General features: G+C 64.2%; 17 protein-coding genes. 13 read left to right on the top strand and 4 right to left on the bottom strand.

The annotated features are described in order from the left end of the window. The first annotated feature begins 3 nt into the window (after positions 1-3). Positions 4-801, top strand: a complete 798-nt coding sequence (locus tag AC1DJB_RS06945; RefSeq protein WP_306963346.1) for an SRPBCC family protein — start codon at positions 4-6, stop codon at positions 799-801. Positions 802-998: 197 nt separating this feature from the next. Then, positions 999-1,253 carry a hypothetical protein gene (locus tag AC1DJB_RS06940; protein WP_059388591.1) on the top strand — a complete coding sequence of 85 codons (255 nt, stop codon included), beginning with the start codon at positions 999-1,001 and terminating at the stop codon, positions 1,251-1,253. On the opposite strand, the gene AC1DJB_RS06935 is transcribed toward AC1DJB_RS06940, so the two are convergent. Beyond that, positions 1,250-1,723, bottom strand: coding sequence for a MarR family winged helix-turn-helix transcriptional regulator (locus AC1DJB_RS06935; RefSeq protein WP_059388590.1), 474 nt, complete (start codon positions 1,721-1,723; stop codon positions 1,250-1,252). The genes AC1DJB_RS06940 and AC1DJB_RS06935 overlap by 4 nt on opposite strands. Before the next feature lie 208 nt (positions 1,724-1,931). On the opposite strand from AC1DJB_RS06935, the gene AC1DJB_RS06930 reads away from it, so the two are divergent. The 4 genes from AC1DJB_RS06930 (at position 1,932) to AC1DJB_RS06915 (ending at position 4,434) form a co-directional block, all read left to right on the top strand. Continuing rightward, complete coding sequence (locus AC1DJB_RS06930) at positions 1,932-2,819, top strand: methyltransferase family protein (RefSeq protein ID WP_307055419.1); 888 nt, start codon at positions 1,932-1,934, stop codon at positions 2,817-2,819. A gap of 183 nt (positions 2,820-3,002) precedes the next feature. Then, positions 3,003-3,212 carry a hypothetical protein gene (locus AC1DJB_RS06925; RefSeq protein WP_284988712.1) on the top strand — a complete coding sequence of 70 codons (210 nt, stop codon included), beginning with the start codon at positions 3,003-3,005 and terminating at the stop codon, positions 3,210-3,212. After that, complete coding sequence (locus tag AC1DJB_RS06920; protein WP_216363181.1) at positions 3,209-3,565, top strand: ribbon-helix-helix domain-containing protein; 357 nt, start codon at positions 3,209-3,211, stop codon at positions 3,563-3,565. Before AC1DJB_RS06925 ends, AC1DJB_RS06920 begins: the two co-directional genes overlap by 4 nt. Before the next feature lie 227 nt (positions 3,566-3,792). Beyond that, on the top strand, positions 3,793-4,434 hold the full coding sequence (locus AC1DJB_RS06915) for a dihydrofolate reductase family protein (protein ID WP_284988711.1): 642 nt from the start codon (positions 3,793-3,795) through the stop codon (positions 4,432-4,434). 27 nt (positions 4,435-4,461) lie between these two features. Here the strand turns inward: AC1DJB_RS06915 and AC1DJB_RS06910 are convergent, their stop codons facing one another. The 3 genes from AC1DJB_RS06910 to AC1DJB_RS06900 are packed head-to-tail and all read right to left on the bottom strand — an operon-like array spanning position 4,462 to position 5,903. Beyond that, positions 4,462-4,638, bottom strand: a complete 177-nt coding sequence (locus AC1DJB_RS06910; RefSeq protein WP_441432892.1) for a hypothetical protein — start codon at positions 4,636-4,638, stop codon at positions 4,462-4,464. Position 4,639: 1 nt separating this feature from the next. Then, on the bottom strand, positions 4,640-5,299 hold the full coding sequence (locus tag AC1DJB_RS06905; RefSeq protein ID WP_332602417.1) for a DUF1254 domain-containing protein: 660 nt from the start codon (positions 5,297-5,299) through the stop codon (positions 4,640-4,642). 1 nt (position 5,300) lies between these two features. Next, positions 5,301-5,903, bottom strand: coding sequence for a DUF1214 domain-containing protein (locus AC1DJB_RS06900; protein WP_284988709.1), 603 nt, complete (start codon positions 5,901-5,903; stop codon positions 5,301-5,303). Positions 5,904-6,333: 430 nt separating this feature from the next. Here AC1DJB_RS06900 and AC1DJB_RS06895 point away from each other — a divergent pair, with 430 nt between their 5' ends. The 7 genes from AC1DJB_RS06895 (at position 6,334) to AC1DJB_RS06865 (ending at position 12,150) form a co-directional block, all read left to right on the top strand. After that, complete coding sequence (locus AC1DJB_RS06895; protein WP_441437581.1) at positions 6,334-7,485, top strand: sulfite oxidase; 1,152 nt, start codon at positions 6,334-6,336, stop codon at positions 7,483-7,485. Positions 7,486-7,578: 93 nt separating this feature from the next. Beyond that, on the top strand, positions 7,579-8,151 hold the full coding sequence (locus AC1DJB_RS06890) for an SRPBCC family protein (protein WP_059388574.1): 573 nt from the start codon (positions 7,579-7,581) through the stop codon (positions 8,149-8,151). Beyond that, positions 8,144-8,539, top strand: a complete 396-nt coding sequence (locus AC1DJB_RS06885) for a hypothetical protein (RefSeq protein WP_059388573.1) — start codon at positions 8,144-8,146, stop codon at positions 8,537-8,539. Before AC1DJB_RS06890 ends, AC1DJB_RS06885 begins: the two co-directional genes overlap by 8 nt. Positions 8,540-8,578: 39 nt before the next feature. Next, on the top strand, positions 8,579-9,823 hold the full coding sequence (locus AC1DJB_RS06880; RefSeq protein ID WP_332602426.1) for a cation:proton antiporter: 1,245 nt from the start codon (positions 8,579-8,581) through the stop codon (positions 9,821-9,823). Positions 9,824-9,962: 139 nt separating this feature from the next. Beyond that, positions 9,963-10,586 (top strand): hypothetical protein, encoded by a 624-nt coding sequence (locus AC1DJB_RS06875; protein ID WP_441437580.1) that lies wholly within the window; start codon positions 9,963-9,965, stop codon positions 10,584-10,586. A gap of 85 nt (positions 10,587-10,671) precedes the next feature. Then, complete coding sequence (locus tag AC1DJB_RS06870) at positions 10,672-11,400, top strand: YcnI family copper-binding membrane protein (RefSeq protein ID WP_284988706.1); 729 nt, start codon at positions 10,672-10,674, stop codon at positions 11,398-11,400. Between the two features lie 105 nt (positions 11,401-11,505). Further along, positions 11,506-12,150, top strand: a complete 645-nt coding sequence (locus AC1DJB_RS06865; protein ID WP_476910068.1) for a DUF4232 domain-containing protein — start codon at positions 11,506-11,508, stop codon at positions 12,148-12,150. Positions 12,151-12,181: the final 31 nt, after the last annotated feature.

Genomic DNA, 12,181 nt, shown 5'->3' with positions numbered 1-12,181 from the left:
GACGTGGAACTCAAACATCACTTCGTGGTTCCCAGTTCGCTGGAGGACACCTGGCATTCCTTCAACCAACTGGAAGACATCGCGCCCTGTTTCCCTGGGGCGACCCTCACGTCCGTGAGCGGCGAGCAGTTCACCGGAACGGTCAAGGTCAAGCTCGGGCCGATCGCCATGATCTATACCGGTACGGGTGAATTCCTCGAACGCAACCAGGAGACCCACACGGTGGTCATTTCGGCGACGGGCAAGGACAAACGCGGCAACGGCACAGCGGGTGCCACGGTCACGGCAGTGCTGACGCCCGACGGCGACGGCACCGCCGTGGACGTGACCACCGACATGAACGTCACCGGCAAACCGGCCCAATTCGGCCGCGGAGTCATCCAGGACATCTCGGACAAGTTGCTGGAGCAGTTTGTCCAGTGCGTGATCGGGAAGGCGGGCGGCGGGGCTCCGAGCGAAATCGAGCCCGACGCCGGAGCCTCGGCTGCGTCGGCAGGGTCCGGGACGGCTACCGGCGAGGTAGCGCAGCCCGGGGAGCCCGCGGCTGGAGCAGCCGCCGGGCCCGCCGCCGTCGGGCCCGCTGCGGGTTCTGCAGCGCAGGTGGTTGAGCCGCCGGCGGCGCCTGTGCCTGCGGCCGCGGCTGCACCCGCACCTCGGTCCGCGCCGCTCGCGTCGTCGTCGGAATTGGATCTGGGCTCGGCCGTGTGGCCGGTGCTAGTGCGTCGTTTCGGGCCCGTGCTTTGCGCCGCCGCCGTCGTGGTTCTGGTGGCTTGGCTTGTCCGGCGACGGGGAAGGAACTGAACGCCCCACTTAGGCATTGTTGCTGGTGGTTTCCGGCCGCGCGGCGCGCTTGCCGCGCGGCTCCACGTGTCGATATCATCAGGGTGGGTTATGCAGCGGCCCTAGGAACTCTTTCCATGGAGCGACCTCATGACCCGCCCGACTCCCCTCTCTTCCAAGACTCTTTACGTAGCTGCTCCCATGCTTGGAGCTGCGCTGTGAACGCATTACTCACCTCATGCCTGGAAGGCGAACTGGACCCGGTCCAGGGGCTTGCGAAGCTGTCCGTTGCGGAGCTCAACTTTTTGGCCGACGCCCTTTTCAGGCTGCTCGACGTCGGGAAGCCCGAGTTCGGGGTCAAGTCCTGGTACGACGCGGTCCTGGATGAGTTGGCTGCCCGCGGTGAGCGTTCCACGCGCGGCGAGGTTCCTGCGCCCGGTGAGCAGGCCGCCGTCGATGTTTCCTCGGACTAGTCTTCCAATGCCGCGGAGGCAAGAGGGGCGCTAGCGCTGTCTCCTTCTGGTGCTTGCCGGCCTGCCAGTTCGCGCACGACTGTTTTCAGTTCCTGCCGGAACATCGACGTATCGATCGATACCTGGGCAAGAACCTGCCGTTCCGATTCCGCTGCCCGCTCAAGTGCGTCCCTGCCGGCATCGGTCAGCGAAACGACGTGTACCCGGCGGTCCTCGGAACTTCGACGGCGGCTAACGTGCCCGTGTGACTCCAGCCTGCTGAGGGTCTGCCCCATGGTTTGGGCCTGCACACGCACGATCTGGGCGAGCGTGGTCTGGGTGATGGGGCCAGTGGCTGCAAGAACCTCCAGCGCGATGACGCCGGCGTGGGTGAGGCCGATCGCCCTGAGATTCTCGTCCCAAGCGTGTTCCACCAACCGGGCCGCTGTAGACAGCAACCTTCCGGTGGGCCAACGCTCGATGTCCGGCATATGTCCCATTGTAGCGGTGAGGGGATTTTGGGGGGGTGAGGGGTTAACTAGTCCTGCGAGGGACTCGTGTGAAGACGGACGCAGCGTTCGAATTCGGTAGGCTGAGCCAAAATTGTCTGGGATTGGGGCTACGCATGTTTGGGCTGCGCGGGTGTCGCCCTTGATTCGGCGGGGCGGAGCTATTTGGTGGGGCAGGGCATATTTCGCCATGCAGGCGATTGCCGGTTTCTTGTGGTGGGCCGCGGTTTTCCTGTCGCCGGTGGTGCGCGAGGCGACCCTCGGTAACCTCGACCCGGTTGCGGTTGCTGTCTTCGACATTCCTTTATTCGTCGTGGCGTCGGCCGTGGCGTCTTTTGGCGTAAAGGCTGCCGCGCTGGTGAGTGCCGGCTGGACGGGCGCCGTCGCCGTCGCACTGGCGGTTTACGCCACTGTCACAACCGAAGCGGGCTGGGGCGTACTCGGCATGGGCGCTGCGAGCGCGGGCTCGCTGATCTCGCTCTGCCTAGTCTTGCTGGGACACGTGCCGACCGCGTGGATCATCCGCGGTCCGTTCGCATTCCGTCCCGCAATCCCCCGCGCGACCGCCGCCGCCCACGTGGCCTCAACATTTGGGCAAATTGTCCTGTTCTGGGGGTTCTTCCTGGCGGTGATTCCGTTCGCAGTTGCCTTTCTCGAACAGCGCTGGGCGGTGGTTCTCCCGTTTCCGTCGTTTGCCGCTCCTGTGGGTGTCGCCGTTCTGGTACTAGCCAGCGCCCTTGGTATCTCGGCGGCCGTGGCGATGTCGACGTTGGGCAATGGCACCCCGCTGCCGTCGGCAATGCCCAATCATCTGGTCATCGCGGGTCCGTATCGCTGGATCCGGAATCCAATGGCGGCCGCAGGCATTCTCCAGGGCGCGGCAGTTGGCGTCATCCTGCAGTCATGGCTGGTAGTGGCCTACGCCGTCGTGGGCTCGCTGGTGTGGAATTACGTTGTCAGGCCGCTTGAGGAATCTGACCTGGAAGAACGGTTCGGCGAAGAATTCCGTCAATACCGCGATGCCGTGCGCTGCTGGGTACCGGGGGTGTCGAGGGCTTCGCGCACTCAGGAACGATGAGTGCACACCCATGTCCCTTCGAAGGTTGTCGTTCCTCAGTCTCGCTCGCTCGGACCGAGAGCTACAGCCCAATATTGTCTCGCAATAACCCTTTTATTGTGAGACAATATTAAAATGGGGATCAGGTGGGCGGACAGCGCAAACAAACATGGAATTGCCCGCGGGGATGCGTTGCATGCAATCTTGAACCAGATCTACCACGTTGAAGAGTTCGATGAGCCGCGTGTGGAATCAGGCGCACGTCCGGATCTGTTTATCGGCCCTTCTCGGGACCGCCGGACGATTCTCGAAGTCATGGCAGTCATTACACCGCCTAACGACATCCTGGTCTTCCACGTGATGGAGGCAAGGCGGAAGATACTCGACATTGCCGAGAGAGGAACAACGGAATGAATGAGAAGAAGGCCAAGGGCGGTCAGGACCTGAGCCCGGAGGAACAGGCCCACTTCCGTGCCCTGGGCGAATGGGCGGAGACCGCCGACATAGGCCCTGACGCCCGCATCACCAAGGCGTCCGGGCAAGGTGCCGGACGCGCCCTGCTGGAAGCAGCCCTGGGCTCGCCCGAGGCAGTAAAAAGAGCCGTCGGCAAACCCTCCCTGAGCAGCAGCGGAACATCCCCGTCCCGGACCATCCGCCTCCCGAAGGACATGGACGCACAACTGGTTGCCCGGTCCGAAATCGAGCACCGCAAGCCGAGCGAAATCCTCAGGGAAGCACTGGCCCAATACCTTGCCAAAGCCTCCTGACAGGCAGACAGCTGATTGACGGGCCCGGTAGTCGTAGATGACAACGCTGCCGATTGGGGGTATGTTTGCCCACTCTTGGCCGCCTATTTCATACTGTTGGTCTCCTTGGTCACTTTTCATGTGCTCCCAGGGATGACGAATTCGTCCAGGAATTCTTCCGTGGAGGAGATCTCACCACCAGTATGGTGGGTGCATAACGCAACCACTGATCTGAGGGGACCTTCACCATGGCTGTTCGAGTTGACCTGAATATCTCGCTGGATGGTTTCGCCACGACGACGGACGCAACTCCGGAGAATCCGTTCGGTTCGGACTGGGGCCGACTCGTTGACGCATATACGTCCACCCGCACTTTCCGTGAGCGGGTTCTGCATGACACCAGTGGAGAAGGAACGTCCGGTGTCGACGACAAATACGCCGCGGCCTACTTCGAGGGGGTCGGAGCTGAGATTATGGGTGCCGGCATGTTCGGGTTCCATAACTTTCCCGACGACCCCGAGTGGAAGGGCTGGTGGGGTGACGAGCCGCCCTTCCGCGTCCCGGTGTTCGTCCTCACTCACACCCCCCGCCCTGACATCACGATGGCCGGCGGTACGACCTTCCACTTCGTCAGCACCAGCCCCGAAGAAGTGCTTGAACGAGCGCTCAGTGCGGCGGGTGAAGAGGATGTGCGTATCGGAGGTGGCCCCACCGTTGTGCGCGATTACCTCAGTGCCGGACTTGTCGATCGGCTGCACGTCGCGATCACACCAATCCTGCTCGGTAGCGGAATACGGCTCTGGGACGATCTCCGGGGGCTAGAAAGCGACTACACCGTCACGTCAGAGACCGCCGAAAGCGGCATCATCCACGTCACCTTCCGCCGATAACCATCACACAGGATCGTCTGAGTGCGGCTACTCGCGTTTGAGCGTGAGCGCCAGGCTGGGAACCGCGAAGGACAAGAGAAAGATCGGCAGGGGGCTCTTCCCGCTACACCGGAATCTGGCGATTTCGTCCTCGGCGACGTCGAAGGGCCGGTCGGCCAGCCAGCGGCGGCGAGCCGTCCGCCGTCGTACTTCTGTGCTGATCACGTTATTGCTTTAGCGGCGCGAGCTGGATTTGCTTCGCGAGCGCGTAAGCGGTTGGAAGATCGCTGTCGCTTTCGACGAAAACTCGGCCAATGACGAGCGCGGAATCAGTTGGCGAAGAAATCTGCGTCATTCCGTTGGGTACCGTTCCCTTCCAGCCGGGTCCGCTGAGGACATAGTCGCCGGCTTCGGTTCCCGTGGTGCGTTTGCCGACGTAGGCAAAGTTTGTGCTTTTTGACGGGTCGGTGAACTGCACGCTGAAATAGCGCCCGGCCATGTCCGGTACGTGCAGGATTTGCGGCCCTTTGCTCAAGTCGAGCCAACCGCCGATGTAGAGCAAGTCGTCGGCCCCGGTTGCCATAAGGCTCCCGCGCGAAGTCGCCGTCGACGGGGACGATGTGCCGGGCACGGCGTACAGCGTGTTGACGGGGATGGGGCCCTCACCGAATCCGTGCTTGAGTATCGCCCTCTTGTACCCGTTGACTGTGAGTCGCGGCCAGAGGTAGATGAAAGCGGGCGCGCCGAGCCCCCATACGATGACCGCCGCTATGACCAGAGGAACGATTCCGTCCCCGTTGGCGATGCGCCGGTAAATGACCCAGGCGAAGACGGCCAGTATGACGGCGGTGAGGGGACGTCCGTATTTCAAGATGAGGCGGTTCATTTCACTGCGCCCTGACAACCGGCGGCAATTGGTACGTGTCGTCGAGAATCGCCGCGCCGGGCAGATACACGCGGAACATCAGCTTGAACTTTCCGGACGGAATGGGCAGCCAGTTCTGCTCGTGCCCGCTCGGAGCCTGATGCTGCAGATAGATGTCGACCGAACCGTCGGCATTCTGTGCCAGAGCGGAACGGTCACCAACGCTGTAGCGATTGGTGGGATTTTCCACCATGTACCCGACGGTATCGGTCGGGGTGAGCGACCAGAAGGCGTCATGCGGCGGGAGGTTCCCGGGAGGAAAATGCAGGACGTATCCATTCCCGCCGCTCAGCGTTTGCCCTGAGCCATCCACAGTGGCGGTCCAGTACGCAGCCTCTTCAAACACATTCACGACAGGCAGGGCCTTGGCGCAGGCGGCCCGGACGAGGACTCCGTTGCCGGGCTGGCCGCATTTGCGGATGGCACTCCAACCGTTGACGGTCGTTGTGAGCGCCCTGCCCACGGCGTTCATGACGAGGATCGCCGTCAAGAACGCAAGCACGGCACCGAGAATCAATCCTTGCACCACACCGGACTGGGAGAACCACGCGAGGGCATTTGCCATAACCGCAAACTACCACTGGGCTATGTGGTTGGGGGGGTCGCACCGATCCGGCCTGGAACTAGTTGCGCGAACGCCCCCGCGCAGGACGACGCCGGTACCAAGCAACAAAGCCCCACAGCGCGATGATCAAACATACGGCAGCGACAATCCCCCGCCACCAAATAAAAGGTTGCCAAAGCCCGAATATCAGGGCCCAAACAAGGAGAACGCCACTCACGTCGAGTCGTGGGGCTCGGATTTTCACGGAGGCTCTCCTTCTTCCATCTGTCTCTGTCCAGGAGCGCAAGCGCCAAAGACCAAGAATACTTTCCCAACAGCCCGACGTCGGACGCGGACCCCCCGCCCCGTCGCCGAACGCCGCGGGACAAGCGCCTCGCTTCCCCGCGCAAATCCCAGTGACACCACCGCCACGGGCGACCATACTGGGAGCATGAGCGTCAACACCCGCCGCACAGCGGAAGGCGCCGCTGTTGCCACCCCGGCCCCTACCGCCCCCGCTGTTCCGACAGAACCAACCGCACCGGCCGCTCCGACAACCGGTCCCATCACCCGCGAGGAACTGCAACTCGCTTCGCGCAACCACGCCATGCCGCTGGAAATGCTCCGATGGCCCGTCACACCGCTGGGCATGCATTATCTCCTGGTCCATTTCGACGTTCCCCAGATCGATCCCGTCTCGTGGCGGCTGAATATCGGCGGGCTCGTGGACCATCCGCACGAGTACACCCTGCCTGACCTCCAGCACCGCGAGCGCCGCACCCAAGCCGTCACGATGGAGTGCGCCGGCAACGGCCGCTCGCGGCTGGAACCGCGGCCTGTGAGCCAGCCCTGGGACCAGGGTGGGGTGGGCACCGCCGAGTGGACCGGCACCCCGCTTGCTCCGTTGCTGCTCGACGCCGGCGTGTCACCCGACGCCGTCGAACTCGTCTTCACGGGCGCGGACCGTGGGATCCAGGGCGGCGTGGAGCACCAGTACGCGCGCAGCCTGACGCTCGCGGAAGCAATGTCCGACGACGTCCTGCTCGCCTATGAGGTCAACGGCCAAGCCCTGCCACCTCAACATGGCTACCCCGTCCGGCTCCTCGTCCCGGGCTGGTACGGAATGACGAGCGTCAAATGGCTGCAATCCATCGAGGCAATTGACCACAGCTTCGACGGTTACCAACAGCTCGACTCCTACCGTTACACCCAAGACGCAGGCGATCCCGGCGAGCCCGTCCAACGGATCAAAGTCCGTTCCCTCCTGGCTCCCCCCGGCGTTCCAGATTTCTTCACACGGCAACGCGCGGTGAACGCGGGACCGGTTCAGCTGAGCGGCCGGGCCTGGTCCGGGCAAGGAACCGTGGAGAGCGTGGAAGTCTGCGTGGACGGGGTCTGGGAGCAGGCCCAACTTCAAGCTCCCACCGGCCGGCATGCGTGGCGCGGATGGACATTCACGTGGATCGCAACGCCCGGTTCCCACGATTTGGCATGCCGTGCGACGGATTCCACAGGGCAGACCCAGCCGGAAACGCCGGAGTGGAACTATCAAGGCATGGGAAACAACGACATCCAGCGGCTGGCTGTGACCGTCCGGGAGTAACTCGCCCGCAGGCACGCCGAAGCCGGGCCGTTGACCGTGTGCAACGGCATGAGTACTGTGAGTCCACTATCCATCCGCGCCCTGGAGGCAGCAATGGGCGGCACTTCCAAGAGCAACGCCGACTACGAGTTCCTCACTGTCTGGCGCGTCGCGGGGACCCCGCGTGAGGTCATGGATATTTTAGGCGACGCGGGGACACTGCCCCGCTGGTGGCCTTCGGTGTACTTGAGGGTTGTTCCGCTGGACCCGGGAAACGCCGACGGTACGGGAAAGGCCTTCTCGCTGCACTCCAAAGGTTGGCTGCCGTACACGCTGCGCTGGAGGTTCACGGTCACCGAACCCATCACAGAGCAAGGTTTCGCGATCGCGGCGAGCGGCGACCTGCGCGGTACCGGGCGCTGGACTTTCGAACAGGACGGCCCGGAAACCGTTATCACCTATGACTGGCGGGTCAGCACATCGAAACCCCTGCTCCGGCGGCTAAGCTGGCTGCTCAAACCCGCTTTTGCCGCGAATCACCACTGGGCGATGGCACGCGGCCAAGAAAGCCTCGCCCTTGAATTACGACGACGGCGTCCCGGCACGGACCTCTCCAAGGTCCCCCGTCCCGCGCCACCCACATTTGCAAGCCGATACCGCTGGCCAAGGAGTACGACGCATGCCTGACGATAACAAAGGCGAAGTCCGCTGGTTGCCGGAGCCCGAGGACCAGGACTACCCAAGCGCCGCAGACTACCTTTCCCTGCTGGAATCCGACCACGTGGTGGCATCGGTTGTCGCCGCCCTCAAGGACGCGCCCATCCAGCACCGCAAAGCCAAGGACATCCTCCGGGCCGCCCGCTTGGCGTTGCTCCCGGAAGAGAACGCCCACGTGGCCTCGGACCTGAAGAAGATCAAGGAGGGCAAGAAGCTCTCGCCCATCCTGATGGTCCGGGGAGACCTGGCCACGGGCATGCCCGCTCAGGTGGCCGATGGCTATCACCGGGTGTGCGCGAGCTACTACACCGACGAGAACACGGACATTCCCCTGAAACTGGCTGATGCGCCCCGGTAAACACCGCAGACCAACCGCCAGGCCCGGAGAAGGAGGAAGGTGTCGTTCTTTCAGCTTTCGCTGATCGCCGCAGTCGCGCTCCTCGGTCCGCTCTTGGCGCTACCCCGGAAATGGCACCTTCCCGTTGTTTTGGGGCAGTTGCTGGCAGGCATCGTCATCGGACGCACGGGACTGGGACTGGTGGACTCCTCGGATCCCACCTTCACGTTCGTGGCCGACGTCGGGTTCGCCCTCATCATGTTCGTCGCCGGGACGCACGTCCCCGTGCGGGACAAGGCCATCCGTCCCGCCCTGGGTAGCGGCGCCTTGCGCGCCGGCGTCGCCGCGGTGCTGGCCGCCGTCGTCGGAGTCGTCATCGCTTTAGCCTTCGGCACCGGACATGCTCCCCTCTACATCGTCCTGCTCGCATCCTCCTCAGCAGCGTTGGTCTTGCCGATCGTCGACTCGCTTCGGCTGACAGGGCCGAAGGTCCTGACGACGACGGCGCAAGTGGCGATCGCTGATATCGCTTGCATTGTGGCGCTTCCGTTAGCCGTTGACCCCCCGAACGCCGGCCGGGCAGCGGTCGGGGCAGCCGTCGTCGCGGCTTGCGCGTTGGTCTTGTTCTTCGTGCTTCGTTGGCTGGAGAACAGCGGCAACCGCGGACGGTTACACGACATATCCGAAGACCGGAAGTTCGCCTTGGAACTGCGGATCCAGCTGGCCTTGCTGTTCGCGCTTTCAGGGCTCGCGGTCCTCGGCCACGTCTCCATCATGCTGGCCGGGTTCTCCTTCGGCCTGGTGGTCTCCGCGGTGGGCGAACCCCGTCGCCTGGCGCACCAGCTCTTCGCCGTGAGCGACGGTTTCCTGGGGCCGGTCTTCTTCGTCTGGCTGGGTGCATCGCTCGACCTAAGGACCCTCGCGGGCAGCCCAAGCATGATCCTCCTCGGGATCTGCCTTGGCTTTGGAACACTGCTGGTGCACGGAAGCATCCGGGCCCTCGGCCAGCCCCTGCCGCTCGCAGTACTGGCCTCGTCCCAATTGGGAGTGCCGGTTGCAGCCGCCACCATCGGCTCCCAATTGCACTTGCTGGAACCGGGAGAAGCCGCCGCCATGATCCTCGGTGCCCTCATCAGCATCGGAGCCAGCACCATCGCGGGTTCGCGGGCGGCACGCAGCTTCTCGGAAGCCGCGCCGGAACCGGCGGGCGAGGGGCCGAAGAGCGGTGGGCCGGCCGGCAAAGGACAATCCGGCAAAGGCCCGGCAGGCAAGCCCTCCGAAGGTGGTCCGGCAATAACTGCCTGATTCCCAAACCCGCAGCATGACCCCGTCACACGACCCATCCGACAGCGGCACGGCCACGAACCACCGGTAGAATTGCGGGGTTGGCCAGCCCGAACCGGACGGTCGACCACCCGCTTGAACGCTACCGAGGGAGGAACCCGTGCGCGCATCGCATGCCCGGACGCCCTTCCATGCCATGCGTTCGGTGGCCCTGGCGGTCGCCATTGTTGCCCTCGCGGCAGGGGCCCACGTCCTCTCCGGCGGCGCGCTTCCCGTCGCTCCGGTCCTGTTGGCCGTCCTCGCATTGACCGGGCTCGTCACCACTCTTGCCACCCGGTTCAAGCTCGGATTCCCGGTCATTGCCGCGCTTCTGGGATCCGGCCAGCTTCTCCTGCACGAGGCCTTCACGGCATTCGGTCCGCTCACTGTTCCGGCTCCGGGCTCACCAGCACACCACTTGGCGGCTGAACACCTCTCCCCGCCGCTGGGCACTGAAACAGTCCATTTTCACGAGGTCGACACTCCCCTCAGCTGGTTGATGCTGACGGGGCACGCCCTCGCCACTGCCGCTTCGGCATTACTCCTGGCCAAGGGCGAGCAGGCACTGTGGCAGCTCGAGGCCTGGCTTCGTCCCCTCCTGCAGCTCATCCGACTGATCTTCAGGCCCGACGCCGGCAACGCAGCTGTTGCGTTCAGCGCACCTGCCGTATTCATCCCCCGCCCGTGGCGGAACCTCAGGCAAGACAGCAGACGCGGCCCGCCCGCCGTCGTCGTACCCTCCTGACTCCGCCCGGCGCCGCCTTCAACTGGTGACGGGCACATCCCCTCACTTTGGCGCGCCTTCGCGCGCCCGTTGAAAGGCAACAACCATGAACAAGTCCTCACTCCGCCGCGCCCTCTCCGCTACCGCAATCGCGGGCGGCACCGCCGCACTGATGATGGCCGGCCTCGCAGGCGCATCTGCCCACGTCTCCATCAACCCGGACAAGACCACGGCCAACTCGTATGCCCTGCTGACGTTCGGCGTCCCGCACGGCTGCGACACCTCAGGCACCACCAAGTTGACCATCAACCTGCCCGAGGAACTGACCGACGCCACGCCCACGGTGAACCCCAACTGGACAGTCGAAAAGGTGACGCAGACGCTGCCGGAACCCAAGAAGCTGGCCGACGGCACATCGATCACCAAACGCACCAGCCAGATCGTCTACACGGCCAAGGCTCCGCTGGACCCGCACTTGCGCGACGCGCTGGTCCTGTCCGTGAAGCTGCCCGACACCGCTGGCAAGACCCTCTACTTCCCCACGCTCCAGAACTGCGAGCAAGGGCAGACGAACTGGGCTGAAATCCCGAAGGACGGCCAGGACGCGCACTCGCTGAAGGCTCCGGCTCCTTCGGTGGCCGTCACAGCCGCAGATTCGGCCGCGGGTGACAGTCACATGGCTGCGTCCATCTCCACCGAGCAGGCAGCTTCCGTGACCGACGACGGCTCACAGGCGCGCAGCTGGGCCGGCCTGATCGCCGGCGTGGCAGGGCTGGGTCTGGGTGGCGCGGCCTTCTTCCGCAGCCGTTCCGCCAAGGCATCAGTTTCCAAGTAACGGCTCCGTTGGGTCGGCGTCCGGAACATTACGATCCGGACGCCAATCCGGCGCCGCTGCCGCGCCGCAGTTGACTCTGGCAAATGACGACGAAAAGCTGTGCGCATGACGAATATGCGAGTCAAGAACGGTCTCCTGCTCACGATGGCAGCAGCCTCGGTATTCCTGCTCTCCGGCTGTTTCCAAACCCAGGCCCAGCCCTCGGGATCAGCCGTACCCAGCGACACGGCGTCGGCCTCGTCGTCACCGTCGGCCTCGGCCTCGGCCTCAAGTACTCCTACTTCAGGCGGCAGCGCCACGCCATCGAGCACCGGGACGACGCCATCAGGCGTCGCTCTCTGCAAAGCGGGCTCGCTGAAGGCATCTGTCGACTCCACAGGGGGCGGAGCGGCAGGGAGCGTCTACATGAAACTCATCCTGACCAACTCCGGCACGCAACCCTGTGTCCTCAATGGCTTCCCGGGCGTCTCACTCACGTCGGGACCCGCGGGCGATCCGATCGGCGCGGCTGCCGCGCGCGACGACTCCCAGCCTGTGACGCAAGTGCTCCTCGCTCCGGGGAAGGCCGGTTTCGCCCAACTCCGCTACACCCAGGCCGGGAACTACCCCGAGTGCACCCAGGCCCCAGCCGCCGGCTTCCGGGTCTACCCACCCGAGGACACCGCTTCGCTGTTCATCCCGCAGCAATACACGGCCTGCAGCAACACCAATATCAATCTCCTGACCGTCCAGGCGTTCCAGGCGGGGTAGGCGGTCCAGCGCTGTTCCTTATTGTGTCGGT

This window comes from Arthrobacter sp. 01T428, from assembly GCF_056398685.1.
This window is presented reverse-complemented; position numbering and strand designations above follow the sequence as displayed.